The following is a 25,908-nucleotide window of genomic DNA, read 5'->3' on the forward strand; positions in this document are numbered from 1 at the left end:
TCTGGCGGTCCCGGGCCCCATCCCGTTCTGGTCTCAAGGATCCTCAATACGCGTTGTCGGTCTTGAAGAGCGCGAGCGGCGTGGTGAGCAGAATCTTGAGGTCGAACAGGATCGACCAATTCTCGATGTAGTGCAGGTCGTGCTCGACACGGCGCTGGAGCTTCTCGCTCGTGTCGGTCTCACCGCGCCAGCCGTTGATCTGCGCCCAGCCGGTGATGCCGGGCTTGACCTTGTGGCGGGCGAAGTAGCCGTCCACGACCTGATCGTAGAGGGTGTTCGCCGCCTTCGCCTGGACAGCGTGCGGGCGCGGCCCGACCAGGGAAAGATCGCCGCGGATCACGTTGAAGAGCTGCGGCAGCTCGTCGAGCGAGGTCTTGCGGATGAAGCGGCCGACGGGCGTGACCCGGGCATCCGATTTGGTCACGAGTTGCGCGGCACCCGCATCGCACAGGTCGACATACATCGAGCGGAACTTGAAGATCTCGATCAACTCGTTGTTGAAGCCGTAGCGCTTCTGCCGGAACAGCACCGGCCCCGGCGAGGTCAGCTTCACCGCGACCGCGACGGCCAGCATGACCGGCGAGAGGGCCAGCAGCAGCAGCAGGCCGACGAGGCGGTCGAACATCCCCTTCAGGATGACGTCCCAGTCGGCGAGCGGCTTGTCGAACACATCGAGCAGCGGCACGTCGCCGAGATAGGAATAAGCGCGCGGGCGCAGGCGCAGCTTGGTCGCGTGGGCCGAGAGGCGGATATCGACCGGTAGGACCGAGAGCTTGGCGAGCATCTGCAGGATGCGCGTCTCGGCCGAGATCGGCAGGGTGAACACCACGAGATCGAGCGGGGCGTGACGTGCATAGGTCACGAGGTCGCTCACGTTGCCGAGCTTGGGGTAGCCCGCCACCTCCGTCCCGGAGCGGTCATCGCCGCGATCGTCGAAGACGCCGATGATGCGAAGACCACTGTCGCCGCCGGATTTCAGGGCCTGGATCAGTTCCTCGGCGGCCGGGCCGCCGCCGACGATGGCGGTGCGCCGATCGAAGCGGCCCTTGGCCATCTGCGTCCGCACAAAGGCCGAGACTGCCGTGCGCCCCGCCAGCAGGACGCCGAGGCCGGCCACGTAGTAGCTCAGCAGCCAGATCCGGGAGTAATGATCGGCGATCTTGGCGAGCACCATGGCCGCAGCGACCATGAGGAAGGCGACAGACCAGCCGGTAGCGAGCTTTGCCGCGGTCCGCGGAAGATCGCGCAGCGCGCCCATCCGGTAGCTGCCCGAGGCTTGAAACAGCCCGAGGGCCGCCACCGTGACCGCGAGAACCGCGGTGACGTAGCGCGGCGCCAGCGGCACGATGCCCCGCAGCAGAACCTGATGCAGGGTGAGGCCGAGGAGGATCAGGCCGCAGAATTCGAAGAGCCGGACGCAGCCCGTCAGCACCACCGGCGAGAGCCACGCGCTCCGGGGCGGCGGCACCGGCATGCCGTCCGCTGCGGCGACCTCACCGGTCCCTGCGTGATCGAGCGCGAGAGGAGCGGGAACGGGAGTGAGCGAACCGCTTCGCTCGGCGAGCTTGAGCAGATCCCGAACGTCGATGGCACTCATCGCAGTGTTCCACGTGAAAACATCGAGCCTCTCCGGCGGGGGATGATGCCGGATCGGCCTTCACGAAAGCCTAAGAGGGTGAATCCGCGGTCCGTCGCAGGATGGGACAGGCCCGTATCGAGGCCCGGCGCTCATGCCGTGACGGGGGCCTGGGCAGCCCGTACCCGCTTGGCGCGGAAGGCTGCGGCGTAACCGCAGAGCACGTCGGTCGCCATGCGGTTCATCGAGAAGCGCATCCGTAGCGCCTCGCTGAGCGCGCGGGCACGCCCCTCCCGGATGGCCGGTTCCTCGTCGAGGATGCGCATGATGGCGACGCTCAGCGCCTCGCAATCACCCGGCGGCACCAGATCACCGGACAGGGATCCGAAAATCTCGGGGATGCCGCCGACATTGGTGGCGACAAGCGGCTGAGCGGCCGCAGCGGCCTCCAGCACGACATAGGGCAACGATTCGGCCAGCGACGGCACCACCATCACGCGGCCGCGGCCGAGCACGGGCCGGATCGCCTGGGGCGGCTCGAAGGCGATGGCGTGACGCAGGCCGAGGTTCTCAGCCATGGCGGCAAGGCTCTCGGTGTCCGGTCCCGAACCAACCATGAGAAGCCGCATCTCGCGGCCCTGCGCTCTGACTTTCGCGAGCGCCCGCAGCAGGACCGGCAGCCCTTTCGCCTCGCGCAGCTCTCCGACATAGACGAGGTCGAACGGATCGGCGGCGGTCTCGACCGGGGCGAATTCGGCTTCCGCCAAGCCGTTGTGAACGATCCGCTGCAGTCGCGGCGCCCCGCCGGCGAAGGCGGCATGGCGCGAGGCGACGTACTCGCTCTCGAACAGGAACAGGTCGGTGGTGCGGGCCATCACCTGCTCGGCGGCCATGTAGAGCCGGTGGAGCGGCGTGCCGGGCCGGTAATTGTAGCTGCCGCCATGCGGGGTGTAGGCGCGGATCACGGAGCGTCCGGCGCGGCCGAGCGGAGCAAGCCGGGCGAAGACGCCGCCCTTGGCGCCGTGGCCATGCAGCACGTCGACCTGTTCGGCGAGAGCTCGCTCCCGCACGGCGCGTAGCGCCCCGAGATCGCTCGCATGCGGGTTCCGGCGCATGGGAATGCGCGTGACGCCGAGCGCGAGATGGGGGCCCAAATCCGCGAGAGCCCGCTCCGCCCGTTCACCGCCGGTGGAGGCGTCGCAGACGAGACCGACGGCGTGGCCGGCCTCGGCCTGGAGGCGGGTGAGATCGACGACGTGGCGGAAGAGACCGCCGACCGGCGCCCGGAACACGTGGAGAATGCGGTGGCGCTCGCCGGTGCCGATGCGGGACGACAGGTCCGTCACCGATGTTCCGGCGAGATCCCGCGGCGTCAGGGCAGTGCGAGGAGCGGCGAAGGGAGTGGCCACGTATCGGTCTCCGCGCGGGCGACCCCATGCGGGCACCCGATGCGGTGACAGATCATCGAGGCGCGGTCTGCGCCCGGTTAAGAGGCAAGCCCGAAGGGCGCGCGGCGGCCCTCGACGGCCCGGTTACCGGCAGCTTTCGTGGATCGCGGTTAGGCGTCGGTGAATGCCGCCGCCGGCTTTTTCTAGAAGAACCGCTCCTTGATCACGATCGTATCGCCGGGGCGCACCGGATAGGACATCGGCACGATGCCGTTGATGAGGCCGCCCTGACCCTCACGGGTGAGCACCGCGTAGTCGCGCGCCGCCCGGGGGCCGAAGCCGGCGGCGATCGCCACGGCGGTCTCGACGGTCATGCCGTTGACGTAGGGGTACTGACCCGAGGTCGTCACCTCGCCGAGGATGTAGAACGGGCGGTAGGCATCGACCTCGACGGTGACGTGGGGCTCGCGCACGTAGCCCGCGGCGAGCTTCGATTCGATCAGCCGGGCGGCCTGCGCCGTGGTCTGGCCGCCAACCTGAACCACGCCGATCAGCGGCATCGCGATCCGCCCGCCGCCATCGACCGCGTAGATGTTCGACAGGTTGTCCTGGCCGAAGACGATGACCCGCAGCTTGTCGCCAGCGGCCAGGGAGTAGCGCGCGCCGATGGAGCCGGTGCCGGTGGCATCGAGATCGACGGTCCGGAAATCCGGACGCAGACAGCCGCCGAGCGCGAGGACCGACGGAAGGGCCAGGAGGAATGCGCGCCGCTGCATCGCCATCGCCGTTGAAGAGAACGTCTGCCGTGTCCTAGGGCGTCATGGTTAATGAAAGCTGATGGGCCGACGCGGCGCGCCGGAATTGGGTCTCCGGCTGAGGGTATTTTCCCGGAAACGGGCGAAAGCCGGCTTCGGGTCTTAACGCGAAGTCAACCTTAACGACCGCTAGTGCCTCCAGGCGGATCGATCATCGCGATTCCGCGTCCTGCCTTCGTGAAGACTGCCCATGCCGCGCCTCAGGCTGTCGACTGATCCGTCTCTTCCGCCGTCCGGCGGCCCCGGTGGGCCCGGGGACGGATTGGCGGTGTCGCAGATGGCCGGCGTCCTGCGCCGCTCCTGGGCCTGGATCGCCGTGCCGACGCTGTTGGCCGCGCTCGGGGCCGGCGTGTTCGTGCAGGTGGTGACCCCGCGCTATACCGGCGAGGCCAAGGTCTTGCTCGAGAGCCGCGACCCCGCCTTCGCCCGTACGGCCGCCGAGCGGACGGACCAGCCCCAGCCGATCGACGAGCAGGCCGTGGCGAGCCAGGTGCAGGTGGCGATGTCGCGCGACCTCGCCCGTGAGGCCATCCGCAGCCTGAAGCTCGTGGGCAATCCCGAATTCGATCCGGAGGCCGACGGCAGCTCGGCGATCCGGCGCACGCTGATGATGCTCGGGCTCGTCTCCGCGCCGATGGAGCGGGCCTCGGAGGATCGCATCCTCGACACGTATCTCGACCACCTCCTGGTCTATCCGGTCGGCAAGTCGCGCATCCTCGCCGTCGAGTTCCGCTCGCGCGATCCCGAACTGGCGGCGCGCGGCGCCAACACGGTGGCCGACCTCTATCTCGCCTCGCTGGAGGCGGCCTCCGTCGATACCGCCCGCTACGCCTCGACCTGGCTCGGCAACAACATCGCGACCCTGCGGGCTCGCGTGGCCGAGGCGGAGGCGAAGGTGGAGGCGTTCCGGGCCAAGCACGGCCTGATCGGCACGGGCAGCAGTGCGGCGGCGCAGCCGCTCTCGACGCAGCAGCTCTCCGAACTGTCGAGTCAGCTCTCGCAGGCGCGTACCATCCAGGCTGACCTGACCGCCCGCGCCAAGCTCCTCAAGGACATGATCAAGGAGGGCCGCGCCTTCGAGATCCCGGATGTCGCCAACAACGAACTGATCCGGCGCACGGTCGAGAGCCGCATGGCGATGCGCGCGCAGCTCGCCCTCGAATCGCGCACGCTGCTGCCGGCCCATCCCCGCATCAAGGAGCTGACCGCGCAGGTCCAGGATCTCGAAAACCAGATCAAGGCCGCCGCCGAGCGGGTGGTGCGCACCCTCGAGAACGATGCCAAGATCGCGGGGGCCCGGGTCGAGAGCCTGCGTAGCGCGGTCGAGGGCCAGCAGGACGTGGTCGCCAAGGGCAACACCAGCGAGGTGGAGCTGCGGGCGCTGGAGCGCGAGGCGAAGTCCCAGCGCGAGCAGCTCGAATCCTATCTCGCCCGCTACCGCGAGGCGGCGGCGCGCGACGCCGAGAACGCCAGCCCGGCCAATGCCCGCGTGGTCTCCCGTGCCATCGTGCCCGATCTGCCTTCCTTCCCGAAGAAGCTGCCGATCGTCGCCTTCGTCACGGTGCTGGCCTTCCTGCTCGCGAGCGCGTCGGTCATCGGTCGCCATCTCCTCGTCGCGCCGCCCGGACCGGACGGCGAGCGCAGCGGGGATGGAGGGGAGCCCCTCCTGACCGGAGCGAACGAGCCCCCGCGCGACTTCTATCCCGAGCCGGAGCCGCCCGCCGCCCGCCGTCGCCCCACCTATGAGCCGGTCTATGGCGGCGCCTATCCGGCTTCGGCGGCGGAGCGCTTCGCCCCGGCCCTCGCCTTCGCCCATTCCCTGCGGGCGACGGCCACGGTGCATCACCCCGTCTTCGCCAGCACCGCCCCGGTCGGAGCCGAAACGGCGCCGGGGGAAGCGGCGAAGGGCGGCCGTGGCGGGAGCCTGGTCCCGGCGAAATCCTCCGCCTCCTATGCCGATCTCGACGGCTTGATCGCCCGGCTGGAAGGGGCCGCATCCGAGGGCTCCTCCAAGGGCTCCTCCAAGGGCTCCTCAAAGGGCGGCTGCGTCCTCGTGGTCGAGAGCCCGCGCGCCGACGACACGGTCGGACTTGCCTCGAACCTTGCCCGGGTGCTCGGCCCGCGTCGCCAGACGCTGCTGGTCGATGTGAATGGCGGCGCCTCCAGCCCGTCCGAGCCGGGACTGACCGATCTCGTGGCCGGCGAGGCCGACTTCCTCGACGTGATCCAGCCGGTGCCCGGCTCGCGGCTCCACGCGGTGAAGCGCGGTGTCGCACCGCTCGACGTCCTGGTGGAGGAGCCGCAGGGCCTCGCCATCGGCCTCAACGCCCTGTCGCAGAGCTACGACTGGGTGCTCTGCCGCCTCGATGCCAACGCCGCGCGGGACGGAGCCGACCTCATTCCCGCGATCGGACCCTGCATGGACGCCATCGTCATCGCCTCGGACGCACCCGCCGACGATCCGGCCCTGGTCTCGCTCTACCGGCTCGCCAAGGAGACCGGCGTGCGCCGGGTGGTCGTCGCCCGGCATCAGGCGGAGGCGGGGGCCGATCAGCCGCTCGAGGCGACGCCCTTGCGCCTTTCAGCCTGATCGACCGAAAGCGCGTCCGAGCCGCGCTCCGCGGGATCATTGCGGACGCGCGAGACGACACGCTCGGGGGCCGCGCCGTTTCAGCGGCCGGCCTGACCCTCTTCCTCCGCCGCGGTCATCGCGGCGGCGAGGCGCAGAGCCCAGAGATTCGCGCCGACAAGGGTCGCGAGAAGGACGCAGGCGGCGGCCGCAACGGCGGCAAACAGGCTTGGCACAGTACCTCCCCGTGCCGCAGGCGGTGGTTCCGCCGGCTCTGGTCGGAGAGAGACCGGCGGAACCGCCGAGCCTCGCTAAGGGGGGCCGCGTTCGACCCGGCCCGTCGACCATGCCTATTCCGCGAGTGGGGCGCCTTAACAAAATTTGGAGTTGCGTTCAGTCCGTCGGAAGATGCTCACATTTTCGGGATTGAAGTCGCTCCAATACGGACCAGCAGGGCGGGATTATCTCGCTGATCCGGCTTCTCTTCCTCGGCTTGGAGTGGTGCGAGACGCGCCTTGCGCCTTCCACGTCCGATGCGGCAAGCCGACGCAGTTCGGCAGCCGTCCGGGGGGCGAACAGGATCTCCGCCGCAGGATGTGCCGCCCCAAGAGCGCCTTGCGTCTGTTCGGACAGGCGGCTTCTACGCCCTCGGACGAGACCTCAGAACGGCAGCTTCATGCCGGGAGGCAGGGGGAGGCCTTTGGTCAGTTCCGCCATCCTCTCCTGCGCCGTCGCTTCGGCCTTGCCGCGGGCGTCGTTGCAGGCGGCGACGATGAGGTCTTCGAGGATCTCCCGCTCGTCGGCGACCATCAGGCTCGGGTCGATGGAGACGCCGAGCACCTGACCCTTGGCCGTCATCCGCACGCTCACGGCGCCGCCGCCGGAGGCGCCCGCCACCTCGACCGAATCGAGTTCCGATTGGAGCGAGGCCATCTTCTCCTGCATGGCCTGGGCCTGCTTCATGATGCCCATGAGGTCGCGCATGGTGGGTCCGCTCCGGTTCCGATCGAGAAAGGGATCTGCTCCCCGCACTTAGGCGCCGGGGCCCGCGCCTGCCAGGGCGGGAGCCGGCTCAGTTGTCGTCGTCCTCGGGATCTTCCGGGGGCGGGGCGGCCGGCCCGACGCTCTCCGAAGCGCTCTCGGCCCCCTCGCCCTCCGGCGCCTTGTCGCGCACATCGACGATCTGCGCGCCGGGGAAGCGCGACAGCACCTCCCGCACCAGCGGATGGGCGGCGGCATTCTGGTGGCGGGTCTCCTCGGCCGCCCGCGAGTTCTCCGCAAGCGTCGGGGCGCCCTGCTCCTTCGAGACGGCGACGACCCAGCGCCGGCCGGTCCAGGCGTCGAGTGCCCGGGCGAGATCGTTGGCGAGGCTCTGCCGGCCGCCGGGGGCGAGGCGGAACTCGATGCGGCCCTCCTCGAAGCGCACGAGGTGGACGTCGCGCTCCAGCGCCACCTTCAGGGCGATGTCGCGGGCGGCCTCGGCCTGGGCGACCACGTCCTCGAAGCGTCCGAGCCGGGGGCTGGCGGGAGCGGCCGGGGTCGGCCGCGGCGCCGGGGCGGACGCCGTCGCGGGGGAGGGGACCGAGGCGAGCACCGGCCGCGGCGAAGGGGGCGGCGGCGCCATCTGAAGGGCCGCCGAGCCGTGCGAGGCCATCGCGCCGCCGCCTCCGGGGCGCGGAGTGCCTGCGCCGGGGCTCTCGGAGGCGGCGATGTCGGCGCGAAGCTGGCGCAGGGCCTCGTCCGGCGTCGGCAGGTCGGCGGCGTAGGCGAGCCGCACGATCGCCATCTCGGCCGCCGCGAGCGGGCGGGGTGCGGCCTGCACCTCGGGCAAAGCCTTGAGCAGGATCTGCCACGCCCGCGACAGCGCCCGCACTGGTAGGCGCCCGGCGAACTGGGCGCCGCGCACGCGCTCCGCCTCGCTCAGCGTCGGGTCGGCCTCGGCGCCCGGCACCAGCTTGAGCCGGGTGACGAGATGGGTGAAGCCGGCGAGATCCGAGAGCACCACCGCCGGGTCGGCGCCGGCATCGTATTGCGCGCGAATTTCCGCGAAGGCGGCCGGTATGTCGCCGCGCATCGCCGCCTCGAACAGATCGACGATGCGCGAACGGTCGGCGAGACCCAGCATGTCGCGCACGCCCGCCGCCGTCACCGCGCCCGCCCCGTGGGCGATCGCCTGATCGAGCAGCGAGAGCGCGTCGCGCACCGAGCCTTCCGCCGCGCGGGTGACGGCGGCGAGGGCCTCATCCTCGGCTTCGACGCCCTCGGCGGCGCAGATCTTCTTGAGATGGGCGGAGAGCACGTCGGCCTCGACCCGGCGCAGGTCGAACCGCTGGCAGCGCGACAGGATCGTCACCGGAACCTTGCGGATCTCGGTCGTCGCGAACACGAACTTGGCGTGGGGCGGCGGCTCCTCCAGCGTCTTCAGGAAGGCGTTGAACGCCTTCTCCGAAAGCATGTGGACCTCGTCGACGATGTAGACCTTGTAGCGGGCCGAGACCGGCGCGTAGCGGATGCCGTCGATGATGCCGCGCACGTCGTCGATGCCGGTATGCGAGGCGGCGTCCATCTCCAGCACGTCCATGTGCCGGGATTCCATGATCGCTTGGCAGTGCTGCCCGAGTTCCGGCATCGAGACGGTGGGGCCGGTATCCGGCTGGCCGGTGCGGACATAGTTGAGACCGCGGGCGAGGATGCGGGCCGTGGTCGTCTTGCCGACGCCGCGCACGCCCGTGAGCATCCAGGCTTGCGGGATGCGGTTGGCCGAGAACGCATTGGCCAGCGTGCGCACCATGGCGCCCTGGCCGATCAGGTCGTCGAAGGTCTGTGGGCGGTATTTTCGCGCCAGCACCCGGTAGGGGGGCGCGGCCGTCGCCGGCGCGGAGGCTGCGGGCATGCCGGGCAGGCCCGGCTCGTCGGGGAACGTGCCGTGCGTCTCGTCCATGCCGCCGTTCGGACTTTTCGGGGAAGGCTGGCCGCCCGGCCCACGGGCGGCGAAGGTGGGAGGCTGGACGAAGACCCGCTCGGTCTCGTTAGGGCTGCTTCCTTCCGGACCTGACCCGGTTGGCGAGTGAAACGTCCCTCGCCAACCTCCCGCGCCGTATATGACGGCCCGCGCCGCGGGATGCAAGCGGGTCGCGGGCGGGTTGCCTCGCCCGGACCGCGCGGCCATGCTTCCGCGGCAACGAAGGAAGGGCCAGAGGGAGAGGCCATGCGGATGACGACGACGCCGAAGCGTTTCGCGGCCCTCGCGCTGCTCGCGGGCCTGTCCGCGCCCGCTTTAGCGCAGGAGGCGGCCCAACGGCCGGCTCAAGAGGGCGCGCCCAAGGATTGGCAGGGCCGTTACCGCTACGCCCATTCCGCCGGGCGGACGGCCGGCGGTACGGGGATCGTCGTGACCTACGACCTCGTGCTGCGGCCCCCGGATGTCCGGGACGGGTGCGTTCTCACCCTGCGGGGCTTCCAGACCGACGAGACGATCCGCTGCCGCACCCGCCGGGAGGGGCCGGGACTCGCGGTGGTGTTCGACCGCTACGGCGACGGCAAGACGGTCAACAAGTACGGGGTGGCGGTCTACAAGCCGGACCAGCCCCTGTTCTCCCTTGCGAAGGGGGCGGGCGGCCCGCTGGTCACGCGCTGGCAGGGGCTCAAGCCGGACGGCGCAGATGTCGCCGAGAGCGGGGCGTATTTCGCCAGGGTGAAGTAGCCCCGGAGAGGCGGCGCCTCCCCAGGGCGAAACCCTCACTCCGCCTTGCGCTTCACGATCTCCAGGGTCTTCGGGTCGAGCTTGAGATCGAACTGCTTGCCGTTGGCGTCGATGGCGTCGTCCACCTCGATCATGCCGTCGTCGAGTTCGACCTCCTTCCACTTGGTGAAGCCCTCCTTCTTCAGCACGTCCTCGACCTTGGCCTGCTGATCGGGCGGCAGCTTCTCGTCGGCGAGCGCCGGACCGCTGAGGAGGGCGACGCCGAGGAGGGCAGCGGCGAGAGGACGGACGAACATGGAACGCTCCGTTGTGGAAGGGACGCGGAGCGAACCCCTCACCGTTGCGGTGGTTCCTGCCGGTCCGTCATAAGGCCGCGCTCATGATTGCCAGCGCGCGTAGTGCCGCCTAGGTTGCAACTCCGGGTTCGGAGCCGACTGAGACCATGGTCACGCGCGTCGCCACCGTCGCCTTCGAGGGGATCGAGGCGCGCGCCGTCGATGTCCAGGTACAGATCGCAGCCGGCGCCGTCGCCTTCACCATCGTCGGCCTGCCCGACAAGGCGGTGGCGGAATCGCGCGAGCGGGTGCGCTCGGCGCTGATCGCCTCGGGGCTGGCGCTGCCGGCCAAGCGCATCACCTGCAACCTCGCCCCCGCCGACCTGCCGAAAGAGGGCTCGCATTTCGACCTGCCGATTGCGCTCGCGGTGATGGGCGCCATCGGCGCGCTGCCGGCGGACGCGCTCGGCGGCTACTGCGTGCTCGGCGAGTTGGCGCTCGACGGCTCGATCACCGCGGTGGCCGGCGTGCTGCCGGCGGCGATGGCGGCCAACGGGCGGGGCCTCGGCCTGATCTGCCCCGCGGCGACCGGCTCGGAAGCGGCCTGGGCCGCGGGCGACATGGACGTGCTGGCGCCGCGCTCGCTGATCCAGCTCGCCAACCACTTCAAGGGCAGCCAGGTGATGGCCCGGCCCCAGCCGGCCGTGGCCGCACCCGCCGGCCCGATGCCGGATCTGCGCGACATCAAGGGACAGGAGGGCGCCAAGCGCGCCCTGGAGATCGCCGCTGCCGGCGGCCACAACCTCCTGATGAACGGGCCGCCCGGAGCCGGCAAATCGATGCTGGCCGCGCGCCTCCCCTCGATCCTGCCGCCGCTGGGGCCGCGCGAACTGCTCGAAGTCTCGATGATCCAGTCGGTGGCCGGCGAGCTGAAGGGCGGGGCCCTCTCGAACCGCCGGCCGTTCCGCCAGCCGCACCATTCCGCCTCCATGGCGGCGCTGGTCGGCGGCGGGCTCAACGCCCGGCCCGGCGAGGCCTCGCTCGCCCATGGCGGCGTGCTGTTCCTCGACGAATTGCCCGAGTTCACGCCCCAGGTGCTCGATTCCCTGCGCCAGCCGATGGAGACGGGCGAGATCATGATCGCGCGGGCGAACCATCGGGTGACCTACCCGGCCCGGTTCCAGCTCGTGGCGGCGATGAATCCGTGCCGATGCGGTCTGGCGCTGGAGCCGGGCTATGCCTGCCGAAGGGGGCCGAACGAGCGCTGCATCGCCCAGTACGGCGCGCGGATCTCCGGGCCGCTGCTCGACCGGATCGATCTCCGGATCGAGGTCGCGGCGGTGACCGCCGCCGACCTGATCCTGCCGCCGCCCGCGGAGGGCTCGACTGACGCCGCCGCGCGGGTCGCCGCGGCCCGTGCCCTCCAGAGCGCGCGCTACGCCGCCCTCGGCCTGCCGGCCGCGACCACCAACGCCACCTGCCCGGCCACCGTGATCGAGACCGCCGCCGCGCCCGACGCGGAGGGCGCGGCGTTGATCCGCAACGCGGCAGAGACCATGCGGCTCTCCGCCCGCGGCTTCCATCGGACGTTGCGGGTCGCCCGCACGCTGGCCGACCTCGACGGCGAGGCCCAGGTGCGGCGGCTGCATCTGGCCGAGGCGCTTTCCTACCGGGCGCGGGGCGAGCGGCCGGCCGCCGCGGCCTGAGCGGCCTGCGCGAACGACCGCCCATTGCCACGTCCCTTCGCCGCGGACATAGTCGTGCACAATATGTCAGGGGCGGCCGGTTTTCCGGAAAAGACCCCGTGCGAGGGAGTGAGACGGTGGCGCACGGCACGCAGATGCGGCGGCATCTGTGCGGAATCCAGACGGCCTGGACGGATGCGGGCGAGGCGACCGAAGCGGTCGCTGCCGTGGCGGCGATCCTCGACCGGGGGGTGGTCGGCCACCTCATCGTGTTCTTCTCCCCGGCCTACGAGGTGGAAACCCTCACCGCCGCGCTCGCCGCGCAGTTTCCCGGCGTCGGGCTCACCGGCTGCTCCACCTCCGGCGGCATCAGCCCCGCGGGCTCGATCGACCGCGGCCTCGTCGCCATCGCCTTCCCTCGGCAGGGCTTCCGCATCGTCTCCGGCGTCCTCACCCAGATCACCCGGCTCGACGTCGAGGGCGCCGCCTCGACCGTGCGGGGCCTGCGCCGCACCCTCGACCATGGCCGGCCGGACGGCGGCAGCGGCCACCGCTTCGCCCTGTCGCTGATCGACTCGCTCGCCAATGCCGAGGAGACGGTGGTCTCGGCCGTCGCCTGGGCGCTCGACGGCATCCCGCTGATCGGCGGCTCGGCCGGCGACGACCTCGCCTTCCGCAGCACGGTTCTGATCCATGACGGCCAAGTGTGCCGCGACGCGGCGGTAATCCTGCTGGTCGAGACCGACTTCCCGATCCGCATCTTCAAGAGCGACAATTTCGAGCCGACGAACCGTCGGTTCGTGGTCACCGCCGCCCGCGAGGAGGAGCGGCGCGTCTCCGAACTGAACGCCGAGCCCGCCGCGCGGGAATACGCCATGGCGGTGGGGCTCGATCCGGAAAACCTCTCGACGATGTCCTTTGCCGCCTATCCGCTCGCGGTGAAGATCGGCGGCGAGTATTACTGCCGCTCGATCAGCCGGGTGGAGCCGGACGGCTCGATGACCTTCTTCTGCGCCATCGGCGAGGGGGTGGTGCTGACGCTGGCCCAGCCCCGCGACATCGTCGAGGCGACCCGCGCCGAGCTGGAGAGCCTCGACGAGGCGCTCGGCGGACTCGATCTCGTCATCGGTTTCGACTGCGTGTTCCGCCGGCTCGATGCGGAGAGCCGGCAGGTGCGCCACCGCATCGCCGACCTGTACCGGCGCTACGGCGTGGTCGGCTTCGAGACCTACGGCGAGCAGTACCGCTCGATGCACCTGAACCAGACCTTCACGGGCATCGCCATCGGCCGGGCGGAGCGGCCATGAACCGGCCGACTCTCTGGATGGAGCCGGCCGCCGAACCGCAGACCGTCGAGTCCCTGAATCGGCGGGTGGCCAAGCTGGAGCGTATCAACGCGGCCTTGATGGCCCATGTCGAGCGCACCATGGACCAGCAGGGCGGCGCCTACTCGCTGTTCCAGACCGCGATCATGCTGGAGGGCCGCGTCCGCGCCCGCACGGAAGAGCTGACCGCGCTGATGCACAGCTTGGAGCGCTCGAACGAGGCGATGCAGGCGGCGAAAGAAGAGGCCGAGACCGCCAACCGCTCGAAGACGCGCTTCCTGGCGGCGGCCAGCCACGACCTGCTCCAGCCCCTCAACGCCGCCCGCCTCTCGCTCTCGGCCCTGACCGACCTCGCCCCGGGCCCGGAGGCGAAGGCGGTCGCCCGGCAGGTGGAGCGCGGCCTGGAGACGATCGAGGATCTGATCAAGGCGCTGATCGACATCTCGAAGCTCGATGCCGGCATCGTGCGCCCGGTGGTCAAGCCCGTGCGGCTCGCCGACCTCGTCGCCGGGATCGAGGCGAGCTTCCGGCCATTCGCCGAACGCAAGGAGCTGCGCCTCGTCACCCGCTGCGCCGACCTCGTGGTGGAGACCGACGGCGTCCTGCTCCAGCGCATCCTGCAGAACCTCGTCTCCAACGCGATCCGCTACACCGAGCGCGGCGGCGTGCTGATCGCGGCGCGGCGCCGGGACAAGCTCTGCCGGATCGACGTGGTCGATACCGGCTGCGGTATTCCCGAGAACGAGCGGGCGCTGGTCTTCGAGGAGTTTTTCCGCGGGGGGCGCGAGGGGGACGACGGCGGCGTCGGCCTCGGGCTCGGCCTGTCGATCGTGCAGCGCACCGCCTCGACGCTGGGCCACGCCATCGCGCTGCATTCCCGCACCGGCCACGGCACGCGGCTGAGCCTCACCCTGCCGCTCGCGGCGCAGCGCCCGGACGCGCGGGTGACGCTGGCGCCGCTCGCGACCGCGCTGACCGGCGCGCGGGTGCTGGCGATCGAGAACGACGCCTCGACGGCCGAGGCGCTGCAGCGCCTCCTGCGCAGTTGGGATGCCGAGGTGCAGGTGTTCCGCGATCTTCCCGGCGTCGTCGCCGCGCTCGGGGCCGGGTTGGCGCGGCCGGACGTGATGGTGATCGACTACCACCTCGACAACGGCGCCTGCGGCCTCGACGTGGTGGACTATCTACGGCGCGACCGGGGTTGGGTGACGCCGGTGATCCTCACCACCGCCGACCACGGCGCCGACATCGCCGCCCGCGCCCAGGCCACCGGGGCCGAACTCGTCCACAAGCCGATCAAGCCGGCCCAACTGCGCTCGCTGCTGGCCTACATGCTGGCGTGAGAGCGGGATGATCGGGGGCGTTACAGCGCGCTGAAGCGGCGCTCGCCCATCAGCCGGTCGCGGGCGCGGGCGACGAGGGCCGGGCGGATGCGAGCGACGTCCTCGCCGTCGAGGAGCGGGGAGGCGGCGAGCGCGCCGAGATAGGCGTCCTCGCGATCCTGGCAGACCGAGACCGCCTTGGTCGCGGCGAAGCTCCGGCTCGTGGTGCGGATCTGCTCCGAAAACGCCTCGTCGAGACAGGTCTGCCACGCCGCGTGGCGCACGCCCTCCGGGCTCTCGGCCCGCGCGGGGAAGGCGGCCAGAAGGACGAGGGCGGGAAGGCCGGCGAGGAGGACGCGACGCATGGGACGAACAGACCCTGGGACGGCGAACCTGAGGTGGGGACAGGGTTTTCCGGGGCGGCACGCGCCCGAAAAAACCTCTCGTCAACCTTGGCCGCCGGACCGTTAAAGCCTGCTAACGCACGGGCTGCGGATCCGGTCCCATTTCGGGACGTGGAAAAGTGCGGAGGAAAGTTCCGCTCAGCGGTTGGCTGCGGTGAGCGGCGAGGCGTCGCGGCCGAGCGCGACCCAACCCACCGCGTCCTGGCTCTCGCGCTTGACGAAGGTGTAGCCGGTCTGGGTCCAGGGCAGCACCGCGTTGGTCTTGTTGTCGAGGATCAGGTCACCGCGGCTGGTGAGGATGGTGAGGACGGCATGGCCCTCGCCCTTCTCGTCGATCACCACGGTCATCCGCATCGCCCGGCGCGGCAGGCCGGCCTCGACCAGAAGGCGGCGCTTGAGGAGCTGGAAGTCCTCGCAATCGCCCCGGCCGTCCTCGGCGAGATCCCAGCGATCGGCGGCGCGCCAGTGCTCCTGATCCGTCACCGCCTCCACCGCCCGGTTGATCCGGCGGTTCACGCCGTTGATCGTCTGCCACAAAGCCGGCGTCAGGGTGACGCTGGCGGGCTCGGTGCGATCGACCGCACATTCGCCCGGATAGCGCTCGCAGAACTCGGCCCAGGCGGCGATCGGCCGGGCCGGGCCGGTGGTGGCCGCCGACAGGCTGATCGCCGGCAGCGCGGCGGTGGTCTGCGCTTCCGCCTTCGGCGCGGGCGCGGCGAGGAAGGCCCCGGCCAGGGCGAGGCCCGCCAGCAGGCGGGTCGTGAAGGAGCGGGTGGGCCGGACGTCACAGAGCTTGGAGAACGCGATACGCATGGCCCTGACCGAGCAGTTAAGCTTCCGTTAATGAAGCTCTCACAGCCGATCGGTTCCCGCAATCGGCGGGTTAAAAATCGGTTAACGCGATCCGTCGCATTTGATCGACCGGCCTCCTGGGAGCCGGCTGGGGCGTGTCGGACGGCGCGAGACAAGTCCGGAGCGCCGTCACCGGGCGCGATGGCCCGACCGGCACGGCTCCTGCTACGCTTGGGCCGACCCGACGATCCGCCACGACCCGCAAAGCCTTCCGATGACGAGCGAACTGCCTTCCGCCGAGTCCGTGCAGCCCACCGATCGCGGGCCGCCGGTGATCCGCACGGTGGCGATGCCGACCGACACGAACCCGGCCGGCGACATCTTCGGCGGCTGGCTGATGGCGCAGATGGACATGGCGGCGGGCAACGTCGCAGCGCGCCGGGCGCGGGGGCGCTGCGCCACGATCTCGGCGGAGGCGATGACCTTCCACCGGCCGGTCTTCGTCGGCGACGAGGTGAGCTTCTATGCCTGGATCGTGAAGACCGGCCGCACCTCGATGCGCATCCAGGTCGAGGTCTGGCGCCGGGAGCGCGAGGGCGAGGCCACCATGAAGGTGACGGAGGGCCTCTTCACCTTCGTCGCCATCGGACCCGACCGCCGGCCGCGGCCGATCACGGAGGACATCGAGGGGTAATCACGGGCGCACGTCGCGTACGAGGCGCCGCCGCGTCAGTGCATCGTCAGCGTGGTGAGCCGGCGGGCGCCCGCATGCTGGTGCAGGAAGGCGCTCATCTCGGCGAGCACCGGCGCCTTGCGGCGGAAGCTGACGGAGAGTGCCAGCAGCGTGTCGGAATGATCGAGGCCCTCGTAGGTCCGCTCCTGCACCGGCACGCGGGCATTGCGCAGGCGCGCGGCGAGGCTCGCGGTGTTGCGCGGCTTCACAACCGTATCCTTGTCCCCGGTGGCGAGGAAGGTCGGCGGCGAGTGGGCGCCGGCAAAGGAGACGGGCTGCGTCGCCTCCGGGTCGGGCGCCTGCCCGAACACCTCGATCGAGGTCTTCTGGTCGAAGGGCAGGAAGTCGTAGGGGCCTGAGAGACCCGCCACCGCCCGCACCGTCCGTGGATCGACGCCGGCTTGGCGCAGGTACTCCGTGTCGAGCCCGAGCATCGCCGCGTTGTAGGCGCCCGCCGAGTGGCCCGCGAGCACGATCCGGTTCGGGTCGCCCCCTTGCGCGGCGATGTTGTCGCGCACCCAGGCGATGGCCGCCGCCCCGTCCTTCAGGAATTCGGGAAAGCGCGCCTGCGGATAGAGCCGGTAGTCCGGCAGCACGGTCACGAAGCCCTGCGCGGCGAAGGCCTGCGCGGCGAAGGCGTAATCGTCCTTGCTGCCGCTGCTCCACGAGCCGCCGTAGAAGAACACCAGCACCGGCGCCCGCTCCACCGGCACGGTGGGCACGAACACGTCGAGGCGCTGGCGCGGATCGGTGCCGTAGGCCGCGTCGCGGACCGCGAGGCGGCCGCCCTTGTCCCGCGGCCCCAGCGCGTCGAACAGCGCCAGCGGCGAGCAGCCGCTCAAGCCCAGGGCGGTGAGCCCGAGGCAGATCAGGGAGACGAGGGAGACGAGTGCCTTGATCATGTGACCCGTGATTGACGCGGCGGTCGCGGCGGTTTCATGGCCGCTTGGTGACGACCTTGGGAGTTATGTCCTCAGGACGATGCAGGCGCCGCCGACGCCGCGGATCTTCTGGCAGAGCCCGTCGGCGGCGCCCCGGCTCTCGGCCGGAATGCGCACCCGGTAGAAGGTGCGGGTGCCGCGGAAGCGCAGGCGGGTGCCGATGATCATCGGCCGCACCTCGCCGATCACGCTGGTGTAGCGTGTGCGCGCCCGCTGGAAGCTCGCCAGCGCCAGCGACTTGGAAAAGTTTCCGGCAAGCTGCACGCCCCAGGGCGCGGCCGGGCCGCCCTCGACCGAGAGGGCGAAGCGGTCCCCGCGCGACGGGATGCGGAGCGCCGCGGTGACCTGAAGGCAGGTCTGCGTCTCCGCCTCCGGCGCAGGCGGCTTGTCCTCGGCTTTCGCCTCGGATTTCTTCGCCTTCGGGTCGGCACCCTCCGGCATCTCGACGCTGGCATTCGGGCGCCAATCCTCCGCCGGGCGGCCGGTGATGCCGATGACGTAGGCCCGCGTTTCCGCCGGCAGGCCACCGTTGCCGGCAAGCCAGGCCGAGACGCGGCCCGGCCCGCCGTTATAGGCCGCCGCCGCGAGCCCCAGATTGCCGAACTGCCGCTTCAGGTCGGCCAGGAAATGCGCCGCGTGCGGGATCGCCTGCTCGGGGTCGAACGGATCGGTGAGGCCGCGTTCCCTGGCGGTGCCGGGCATGAACTGCGCCACGCCCTGGGCGCCGGCCGGGCTCACGACGCCGACGCGGAACGAACTCTCGCGCCAGATCAGCCGGGTCAGGAACGGCACCGGCAGCTGCCGCGCCTTGGCCGCATCCTCGATCAGCCGGCACAGCGCCTGCTCCACGGTCTCGCTCTCGGGCGAGGGGGCCGCACGAGAGGGACCGGCGAGCACGGCGAGGGCGGCCGGCAGGAGGACGAGCGCGAGACGAGGCACGGGCCTCATCTAGGGCGGCGCTTGGGCGAAGGGGATGGCTTCCGGACGTGCTCGGACCGTCATACCGGCCGGTCAGGCATCATGGTGCAAGGTCCGTTGCCTCGCGGCAGGGCTGCACCTTCGATCGTTCCTTAGAATCGCACTATTTTTCTCGGTGCCGCCGCGCTAGGCTCGATGCTTGCAAGAGCCGGACAGCAAGATCCGGCCGCATGAGGAGGAAGACGATGCTCGAAGAGCGCATCTCGGAGATCGAGGCCGAGGCGGCCGCCAAGACGGCGTCCGAGGCCGTCACCCGGCTCGGTGCCTGCCCGCACGACTGCCCCGATACCTGCTCGATGATCTACACCGTCGAGGATGGGCGGCTCACGGACGTGCGCGGCAATCCGGACCACCCGATGACCCGCGGCGCGCTCTGCGGCAAGCTCAAGGACTTCGACCGGCACCACTACAACCCGGACCGCGTCCTCTACCCGATGCGCCGCGCCGGCCCGAAGGGCAGCGGCCAGTTCGAGCGGATCAGCTGGGACGAGGCGCTCACCGAGATCCACCGCCGGTTCAGCGCGATCATCGAGACGCACGGCGCGGAAGCGATCCTGCCCTACAACTACCTCGGCAACGAGGGCGTGGTGCAGGGGCTCACCGTCGGCGACGCCTTCTTCAACCGCCTCGGCGCGACGGTGGCCGAGAAGACGTTCTGCGGCTCGGGCTCGTGCACGGCGTGGCTGCTGACGGTCGGCCCGACCAACGGCACCGATCCGATGAGCTTCACGCAGTCGCGGCTGATCGTGATCTGGGGCTGCAACTCGGTCTCCACCAACATCCACCACTGGCACGTGGTGAAGGAGGCGCAGCGCAGCGGCGCCCGTGTCGTGGTGATCGACCCCTACCGCTCGCGCACCGCCGCGCAGGCCGACTGGCACCTGATGCCGAAGCCCGGCACCGACGGGGCCCTCGCCATGGCGCTGATCCACGTCATCATCGAAGAAGGTCTGACCGACGACGACTATATCGCCCGGCACACGGTCGGCTTCGAGCCGCTGAAGGAGCGGGCGCGGGCCTTCACGCCGGAATACGCCGCCGAGATCTGCGGCATCCCGGCCGAGGACATCCGCCGGCTGGCGCGCGAATACGCCACCACCCCCAACGCGGCGCTGCGGCCCGGCGTGGCGGTGGAACGCAGCGCCGGCGGCGCCCAGGCCCTGCGCGCCATCTTCTCGCTGCCCGCGCTCACCGGCTCCTGGAAGGATCCGGGCGGCGGCATCTACCAGATGCCGCTGTGGGAATTCCCGGTGCACTGGGACCGGGTCTGCCGGCCCGACCTGATCCCGGAGGGCACGCGGGTGCTCAACGTGCTCAAGCTCGGCGAGGTATTGACCGGCGAGGCGGGGATCGATCCCGGCATCCACGCCCTGATGGTCTACAACGCCAACCCGGTCTCGAACTCGACCGAGACCGCCAAGATCAAGCGCGGCCTTGCCCGCGAGGATCTGTTCACGGTGGTCAGCGAGCACTTCGTCACCGATACGGCCCGCTATGCCGACATCCTGCTCCCCGCCACCATGGCGGCCGAGCACGATGACATGATGTTCTCCTGGGGGCACTTCTTCTTCACCCTGAACCAGAAGGCGATCGAGCCGCCCGGCGAGACGGTGTCGAATGCCGAGCTGTTCCGGCGGCTCGCCAAGACCTTCGGCTTCACCGAGCCGCAATTCTCCATGAGCGAGGCCGAACTCATGGAATGGTATCTCGACTGGGAAAGCCCGAAGCTCGGCGGCATCTCCATGGAGCATTTCCGCCAGCATGGCTGGTACCGGCTCAATGTCGGCGATCCGGAGACGCGCACCCCGCACGCCGAGGGCAACTTCCCCACGCCGTCCGGCAAGTGCGAGTTCTACTCGGAGGCCGCGGTCACCGGCGGCAACTTCGTCGCCCCGCCGTTCCGGCAGATGTACGAGCAGTTCCAGGGCGGCGAGCCCCTCGACCCGCTGCCGGGCTACGTCCCGGCCAATGAGCGTCCGGAGACGAATCCGGATCAAGCGGAGCGCTATCCCCTCAACATCGTCTCGCCGAAGAGCCACGGCTTCCTCAACTCGCAATACGCCAACGAGGCGCACAAGATCCGGGCGCAGGGCGAGCAGACGATCCTGATCAACCCGGCCGATGCGGCGAGCCGCGAGATTGGGGAGGGCGCGCTGGTGCGGGTGTTCAACGATCGCGGCGCCTTCCACGGCCAGGCGCGGGTGACCGACGACGTGCCGCAGGGGCTGGTGATCGCCTCGCTCGGCTACTGGCACTCGCTCAACCGCGACGGGGCGGTGAACGTCATCAGCGCCTCGACCTATGGCGGCATGGGCCACTCGCCGACCTTCAGCGACAACCTCGTGCAGGTCGGGCTGGCGCAGTAGCGCGACGCGAAGACGATTCGCGCGGCCGGCCCCGCGCGCTATAACCCCTCGGCCCGCCGCTCCGACACCGGATCGCGGCGGGCCGTTTTTCGTCGCCGGGGTTCGATGTCCGATACGCTGCTGACCGTCGAGGATCTCTCGGTCGCCTTCCGCTCCGGCGAGCGCGAGACCCGCGCGGTGGATCGCGTCAGCTTCTCCATCGAGCGGGGCGAGACCCTGGCGCTGGTGGGCGAATCCGGCTCCGGAAAATCGGTGACCGCGCTCTCGATCCTGCGCCTGCTCGACGGAGCGGCACACCATCCGGGCGGAAAAATCCTGTTCAAGGGGCGCGATCTCCTGACGCTGCCGGAGCGCGAGATGCGCGCGGTGCGCGGCGCGGACATCACCATGGTGTTCCAGGAGCCGATGACCTCGCTCAATCCGCTCCACACCATCCAGCGGCAGATCGGCGAGGTGCTGGAGATCCATCGCGGCCTGACCGGCAAGGCCGCGCGCAAGCGCATCCTCGAACTCCTGGACCTCGTCGGCATCCGCGATGCCGAGCGGCGGCTCGGGGCCTATCCGCACGAACTCTCCGGCGGCCAGCGGCAGCGGGTGATGATCGCCATGGCGCTGGCCTGCGAGCCCGACCTGCTGGTGGCCGACGAGCCGACCACCGCCCTCGACGTCACCGTGCAGGCGCAGATCCTCGCGCTCTTGGCCGACCTGCAGAAGCGGCTCGGCATGGCGATGCTGTTCATCACCCACGATCTCGGCATCGTCCGGCGCATCGCCACCTCAGTCTGCGTGATGCTCGCCGGCCGGATCGTCGAGGCGGGGCCGGTGGCGCAGGTCTTCACCCGGCCGCAGCACGAGTACACGCAGCGCCTCCTGGCCGCCGAGCCCACGGGCCGGGCGAACCCCGTGCCGGCGGATGCCGCCGAACTGGTGGAGGCCGGTCCGATCAAGGTCTGGTTCCCCCTGAAAGCAGGGCTGCTCCGGCGCACCGTCGGCCACGTCAAGGCGGTCGATGGCGTGCGGCTCAAGGTGCGGGCGGGCGAGACCGTCGGCGTCGTCGGCGAATCCGGTTCGGGCAAGACCACGCTCGGCCTCGCCCTGCTGCGCCTCACCGAATCCGAGGGGCCGATCGTGTTCCTGGGCCAGCGGATCGAGGCGCGCGGACGTGCCCAGATGCGGCCCCTGCGCAAGGACATGCAGGTGGTCTTCCAGGATCCCTACGGCTCGCTCTCGCCGCGCATGTCGGTGGGCGACATCGTCGCCGAGGGGCTCGCGGTGCAGGGGCTCGTCAGGAGCGCGCAGGAGCGCCGCACCCTGGTGGCGAAGGCGCTGACCGATGTCGGGCTCGACCCGGCGGCGATGGACCGCTACCCGCACGAATTCTCCGGCGGCCAGCGCCAGCGCATCGCGATCGCCCGCGCCATCGTGTTGAAGCCGCGCTTCGTCGTGCTCGACGAGCCGACCTCGGCGCTCGACCGCTCGGTTCAGGCGCAGATCGTGACCCTGCTGCGCGACCTCCAGCGAGAGCGGGGCATCGCCTACCTGTTCATCAGCCACGACCTCAAGGTGGTCCGCGCGCTGTCGAACTACGTCATGGTGATGCAGCACGGCCAGGTCGTCGAGGAGGGGCCGGCCGAGGCGATCTTCTCGGCGCCCAAGACCGACTACACCCGCGCCCTGTTCGCGGCGGCCTTCGAGATGGATGCGGCGACCACCGCCGAGATCGAGCCGGCCTGAGCCATGGCCCGCGCCCTCCTCATCGTCCTCGATTCCGTCGGCATCGGCGGCGCGCCGGACGCGGACCGCTACGGCGATGCCGGCTCCGACACGGTCGGCCACATCGCGGAAGCCTGCGCCGCCGGGCGCGGTGACCGGCCGGGCCTGCGCGTCGGCCCCTTACGCCTGCCGAACCTCGCGGCGCTCGGGCTCGGCCTCGCCTGCGAAGGTGCCACCGGCCGTGTGCCGCCGGGGCTCGCCCCTGGGGAGCCCCTCCGGGCGCTGTGGGGCCACGCCGTCGAGACGGCCGCCGGCAAGGATACGCCGTCGGGCCACTGGGAGATCGCCGGTGTGCCGGTGCGCGCGCCCTGGGGCCATTTTCCCGATACCCATCCCGCCTTCCCGGCGGAACTGACGGCGGCGCTGATCGCGCGGGCCGGCCTGCCCGGCATCCTCGGTGATCGCCACGCCTCGGGCACCGCCATCATCGACGCGTTGGGGGCCGAGCATGTCCGGACGGGTCGGCCGATCTGCTACACCTCCGCCGACAGCGTGTTCCAGATCGCCGCCCACGAGGAGGCGTTCGGGCTGGAGCGGCTCTACGAAACCTGCCGCATCGCGCGGGCGGTCTGCGACCCCTACCGCGTCGGCCGAGTGATCGCCCGGCCCTTCCTCGGCAGCGAGGTCGACGGCTTCCGCCGCACCAGCCGCCGCAAGGATTTTTCCGTCGCCCCGCCCGACGGGACCCTGCTCGACGGGCTCGAGGCCGCCGGGCGTGCCATCGTCAGCGTCGGCAAGATCGGCGACATCTTCGCTCACCGCGCCACCGGCCGCGAGATCAAGCCCGCGGGCAATGCCGCCTGTCTCGACGCGGCGCTCGATGCCTTCGCCGAGCTGCCGGAGGGCGGGTTCGTCTTCCTCAATCTCGTGGATTTCGACACGGAGCACGGCCACCGCCGCGACGTGCCGGGCTACGCCGCCGAGCTCGAAGCCTTCGACGCCCGCGTCCCCGAGATCCACGCTGTCCTGAGGCCGGGCGATCTCTGCGTCATCACCGCCGACCACGGCAACGACCCCACTTGGACCGGCACCGAACATACCCGCGAGCAGGTACCGGTGCTGGCCTTCGGGCCGGGGCTGGCGACGGGCGCGATCGGGCGGCGCGAAACCTTCGCCGATATCGGCGCCTCGGTCGCCGCGCATCTCGGCCTGCCGCCGCTCGGAGCCGGCAGGGCATGGTGGTGAGGGCCGTGCGCACCCCTCTCCCCGCACGCGGGGAGAGGGCTTCATGCCCCCGTCGGGGCATGAAGCGAGGCGGCAGCCGAGGGTGAGGGGGCTTGGCCGGATGAGCCTCATCCTGAGCCGCCCCCTCACCCTCGCTCCGGCTACGCCTCCGCTTCTTGCAGGCACAACAAGGTGCCCGCAGGCCTCTCCCCGCGTGCGGGGAGAGGGAGGCTGTCAGCGCGAAAACTTCTTGTACTTCAGCTTCTTCGGGATCAGCGAGTCCGTCCCGAGCCGACGCTTCTTGTCGGTCTCGTAGTCGGAGAAGTTGCCCTCGAACCACTCGACATGGCTGTCGCCCTCGAAAGCGAGGATGTGGGTCGCGATGCGGTTCAGGAACCAGCGATCGTGGCTGATGATCACCGCGCAGCCCGCGTAATCCTCCAGACCCTCTTCGAGCGCCCGCAGGGTCTCCATGTCGAGGTCGTTGGTCGGCTCGTCCAGCAGCAGGACGTTGCCGCCCTTGCGCAGGGTCGCGGCGAGGTGGACGCGGTTGCGCTCACCGCCCGAGAGCGTGCCGACCTTCTTCTGCTGGTCGCCGCCCTTGAAGGCGAAGGCCGCGCAATAGGCGCGGGAATTGATCTCGCGCTTGTTGAAATACAGGATGTCGTTGCCGCCCGAGATCTCCTGCCAGACCGTCGCGTTCGGATCGAGCGCGTCGCGGGACTGATCGACATAGCCGAGATGCACGCTCTCGCCGATCTCGATCGCGCCGCCGTCGGGCTTCTCGGTGCCGGTGATCATCTTGAACAGGGTGGTCTTGCCGGCGCCGTTCGGGCCGATCACGCCGACGATGCCGCCCGGCGGCAGCTTGAACGAGAGATCCTCGATCAGCAGCCGGTCGCCGTAGGCCTTGTTCAGGTTCTTGAACTCGATGACGTTCTGGCCGAGCCGCTCGGTGATCGGGATAACGATCTGCGCGGTCGCATCGACCTTCTGCTGCTGCTTGGCGACCAGTTCCTCGTAGCGCGTGATACGCGCCTTGGACTTGCTCTGGCGGGCCTTGGGCGAGGCCGAGATCCACTCCGTCTCGCGGGCGATGGCGCGCTGGCGGGCCATGTCCTCGCGGCCCTCCTGCTCCAGGCGCTTCTGCTTCTGCACCAGCCAGGAGGAGTAATTGCCCTCGTAGGGGATACCCTTGCCGCGATCGAGCTCAAGGATCCAGCTCGTGACGTTGTCGAGGAAGTAGCGGTCGTGGGTCACGATCAGGATCGCGCCCGGATATTGCCGCAGGTGCCCTTCGAGCCAGTTCACGGTCTCGGCGTCGAGGTGGTTGGTCGGCTCGTCGAGGAGCAGCAGTTCCGGCTCCCACAGCAGCAGCTTGCAGAGCGCCACGCGGCGGCGCTCGCCGCCCGACAGGGTGGCGACCGGCTGTTCGTCGCTCGGGCAGCCCAATGCTTCCATCGCCTGATCGACCTTCGAATCGAGCTCCCAGAGGTTCTGCGCCTCGATCTGGTCCTGGAGGGCGGTCATCTCGTCCGCCGTCTCCTCGGAGTAGTTCATGGCGAGTTCGTTATAGCGGTCGAGCAGAGCCTGCTTCTCGGCCACGCCCTCCATGACGTTCTCGCGCACCGACTTGTTCGGATCGAGCTGCGGCTCCTGCGGCAGGTAGCCGACACGCGCTCCTTGAGCGACGAAGCCCTCGCCGGTCCAGTCCTTGTCGATCCCGGCCATGATCTTGAGCAGCGTCGATTTGCCGGCGCCGTTGATGCCGAGCACGCCGATCTTGGCGTCGGGGTAGAAGGACAGGTTGACGTTATCGAGGACCTTCTTGCCCCCGACATAGGTCTTGGTCAGACCCCGCATGTGATAGATGAATTCGCGGGCCATGTGCGTTCGTCCTGCGTGAAGCGTGGAAGCCGGTCGGGCCGGCGGTCGCGGATGCGTGGCCTCTCGCGCGTGGCTGGCCGGATCGAGCGACGGGCTCGAGCCGTGCCACGCGGGGCGCCGTCCGCCTGCGGTTAAAGAATTTGCCTGTCCGACTATCAGGGCCGCCCGGCAGGGGCAAGGCGAGGGCCGGGCGGGCGAGGGTCGGATCCCGA

The 25,908-nt window shown here is 70.3% G+C and carries 21 protein-coding genes and 1 other RNA gene; 9 read left to right on the top strand and 13 right to left on the bottom strand.

Annotated features, from left to right (window positions below; translation table 11 throughout):
- Positions 1–43: 43 nt before the first annotated feature.
- From HNR51_RS01390 to HNR51_RS01400, 3 genes are all read right to left on the bottom strand, one after another.
- On the bottom strand, positions 44–1,597 hold the full coding sequence (locus tag HNR51_RS01390; RefSeq protein WP_182553757.1) for an undecaprenyl-phosphate glucose phosphotransferase: 1,554 nt from the start codon (positions 1,595–1,597) through the stop codon (positions 44–46).
- Between the two features lie 131 nt (positions 1,598–1,728).
- Positions 1,729–2,985, bottom strand: coding sequence for a glycosyltransferase family 4 protein (locus tag HNR51_RS01395; protein ID WP_182553758.1), 1,257 nt, complete (start codon positions 2,983–2,985; stop codon positions 1,729–1,731).
- Positions 2,986–3,167: 182 nt separating this feature from the next.
- The gene (locus HNR51_RS01400) at positions 3,168–3,746 is read right to left on the bottom strand and encodes a polysaccharide biosynthesis/export family protein (RefSeq protein WP_012453718.1); all 579 of its coding nucleotides are present in this window, start codon (positions 3,744–3,746) and stop codon (positions 3,168–3,170) included.
- A gap of 223 nt (positions 3,747–3,969) precedes the next feature.
- Between HNR51_RS01400 and HNR51_RS01405 the strand changes: the two genes are divergently transcribed.
- Complete coding sequence (locus HNR51_RS01405; protein WP_182553759.1) at positions 3,970–6,369, top strand: GumC family protein; 2,400 nt, start codon at positions 3,970–3,972, stop codon at positions 6,367–6,369.
- 80 nt (positions 6,370–6,449) lie between these two features.
- Here the strand turns inward: HNR51_RS01405 and HNR51_RS26625 are convergent, their stop codons facing one another.
- From HNR51_RS26625 to ffs, 4 genes are all read right to left on the bottom strand, one after another.
- Positions 6,450–6,584 (bottom strand): hypothetical protein, encoded by a 135-nt coding sequence (locus HNR51_RS26625; protein ID WP_276508083.1) that lies wholly within the window; start codon positions 6,582–6,584, stop codon positions 6,450–6,452.
- A gap of 424 nt (positions 6,585–7,008) precedes the next feature.
- The gene (locus HNR51_RS01410) at positions 7,009–7,332 is read right to left on the bottom strand and encodes a YbaB/EbfC family nucleoid-associated protein (protein WP_012453720.1); all 324 of its coding nucleotides are present in this window, start codon (positions 7,330–7,332) and stop codon (positions 7,009–7,011) included.
- Positions 7,333–7,420: 88 nt separating this feature from the next.
- The gene (locus tag HNR51_RS01415; RefSeq protein ID WP_182553760.1) at positions 7,421–9,289 is read right to left on the bottom strand and encodes a DNA polymerase III subunit gamma/tau; all 1,869 of its coding nucleotides are present in this window, start codon (positions 9,287–9,289) and stop codon (positions 7,421–7,423) included.
- Between the two features lie 54 nt (positions 9,290–9,343).
- Positions 9,344–9,440: signal recognition particle sRNA small type (ffs, locus tag HNR51_RS01420), an RNA gene on the bottom strand.
- A 116-nt stretch (positions 9,441–9,556) separates the two neighbouring features.
- Between ffs and HNR51_RS01425 the strand changes: the two genes are divergently transcribed.
- Positions 9,557–10,051 (top strand): DUF5991 domain-containing protein, encoded by a 495-nt coding sequence (locus HNR51_RS01425; RefSeq protein ID WP_182553761.1) that lies wholly within the window; start codon positions 9,557–9,559, stop codon positions 10,049–10,051.
- Between the two features lie 35 nt (positions 10,052–10,086).
- Here HNR51_RS01425 and HNR51_RS01430 read toward each other — a convergent pair whose 3' ends face one another.
- Positions 10,087–10,347: a PepSY domain-containing protein gene (locus tag HNR51_RS01430; protein ID WP_012453723.1), complete on the bottom strand. Its 261-nt coding sequence runs from the start codon at positions 10,345–10,347 to the stop codon at positions 10,087–10,089.
- Positions 10,348–10,493: 146 nt separating this feature from the next.
- Between HNR51_RS01430 and HNR51_RS01435 the strand changes: the two genes are divergently transcribed.
- The 3 genes from HNR51_RS01435 (at position 10,494) to HNR51_RS01445 (ending at position 14,679) form a co-directional block, all read left to right on the top strand.
- Positions 10,494–12,032, top strand: coding sequence for a YifB family Mg chelatase-like AAA ATPase (locus HNR51_RS01435; RefSeq protein ID WP_182553762.1), 1,539 nt, complete (start codon positions 10,494–10,496; stop codon positions 12,030–12,032).
- Between the two features lie 116 nt (positions 12,033–12,148).
- Complete coding sequence (locus HNR51_RS01440) at positions 12,149–13,318, top strand: FIST N-terminal domain-containing protein (RefSeq protein WP_182554010.1); 1,170 nt, start codon at positions 12,149–12,151, stop codon at positions 13,316–13,318.
- Entirely contained in the window at positions 13,315–14,679 is a 1,365-nt protein-coding gene (locus HNR51_RS01445; RefSeq protein WP_152276626.1) for an ATP-binding response regulator, read from the top strand. Before HNR51_RS01440 ends, HNR51_RS01445 begins: the two co-directional genes overlap by 4 nt.
- 20 nt (positions 14,680–14,699) lie before the next feature.
- On the opposite strand, the gene HNR51_RS01450 is transcribed toward HNR51_RS01445, so the two are convergent.
- Together HNR51_RS01450 and HNR51_RS01455 are read right to left on the bottom strand one after the other, a co-directional pair.
- The gene (locus HNR51_RS01450; RefSeq protein WP_152276627.1) at positions 14,700–15,023 is read right to left on the bottom strand and encodes a hypothetical protein; all 324 of its coding nucleotides are present in this window, start codon (positions 15,021–15,023) and stop codon (positions 14,700–14,702) included.
- Between the two features lie 177 nt (positions 15,024–15,200).
- On the bottom strand, positions 15,201–15,875 hold the full coding sequence (locus HNR51_RS01455; RefSeq protein WP_182553763.1) for a transglutaminase-like cysteine peptidase: 675 nt from the start codon (positions 15,873–15,875) through the stop codon (positions 15,201–15,203).
- A gap of 253 nt (positions 15,876–16,128) precedes the next feature.
- Here HNR51_RS01455 and HNR51_RS01460 point away from each other — a divergent pair, with 253 nt between their 5' ends.
- Positions 16,129–16,548, top strand: a complete 420-nt coding sequence (locus HNR51_RS01460; protein WP_182553764.1) for an acyl-CoA thioesterase — start codon at positions 16,129–16,131, stop codon at positions 16,546–16,548.
- 35 nt (positions 16,549–16,583) lie between these two features.
- On the opposite strand, the gene HNR51_RS01465 is transcribed toward HNR51_RS01460, so the two are convergent.
- Together HNR51_RS01465 and HNR51_RS01470 are read right to left on the bottom strand one after the other, a co-directional pair.
- Positions 16,584–17,489 (bottom strand): alpha/beta hydrolase, encoded by a 906-nt coding sequence (locus HNR51_RS01465; RefSeq protein ID WP_182553765.1) that lies wholly within the window; start codon positions 17,487–17,489, stop codon positions 16,584–16,586.
- Between the two features lie 63 nt (positions 17,490–17,552).
- The gene (locus HNR51_RS01470) at positions 17,553–18,476 is read right to left on the bottom strand and encodes a lytic transglycosylase domain-containing protein (RefSeq protein ID WP_182553766.1); all 924 of its coding nucleotides are present in this window, start codon (positions 18,474–18,476) and stop codon (positions 17,553–17,555) included.
- Between the two features lie 215 nt (positions 18,477–18,691).
- Here HNR51_RS01470 and HNR51_RS01475 point away from each other — a divergent pair, with 215 nt between their 5' ends.
- From HNR51_RS01475 to HNR51_RS01485, 3 genes are all read left to right on the top strand, one after another.
- Entirely contained in the window at positions 18,692–20,872 is a 2,181-nt protein-coding gene (locus HNR51_RS01475) for a molybdopterin-containing oxidoreductase family protein (RefSeq protein ID WP_182553767.1), read from the top strand.
- A gap of 105 nt (positions 20,873–20,977) precedes the next feature.
- The gene (locus HNR51_RS01480) at positions 20,978–22,606 is read left to right on the top strand and encodes an ABC transporter ATP-binding protein (protein WP_182553768.1); all 1,629 of its coding nucleotides are present in this window, start codon (positions 20,978–20,980) and stop codon (positions 22,604–22,606) included.
- A 3-nt stretch (positions 22,607–22,609) separates the two neighbouring features.
- A complete protein-coding gene (locus tag HNR51_RS01485) occupies positions 22,610–23,830 on the top strand; it encodes a phosphopentomutase (RefSeq protein ID WP_182553769.1) in 1,221 nt (406 codons plus the stop codon).
- Between the two features lie 213 nt (positions 23,831–24,043).
- Here HNR51_RS01485 and ettA read toward each other — a convergent pair whose 3' ends face one another.
- The gene (gene ettA / locus HNR51_RS01490; protein ID WP_012453735.1) at positions 24,044–25,696 is read right to left on the bottom strand and encodes an energy-dependent translational throttle protein EttA; all 1,653 of its coding nucleotides are present in this window, start codon (positions 25,694–25,696) and stop codon (positions 24,044–24,046) included.
- Positions 25,697–25,908 lie beyond the last annotated feature (212 nt).

The sequence above is a fragment of the Methylorubrum thiocyanatum genome (assembly GCA_014138645.1).
GTDB classification, from domain to species: Bacteria; Pseudomonadota; Alphaproteobacteria; order Rhizobiales; family Beijerinckiaceae; genus Methylobacterium; species Methylobacterium thiocyanatum.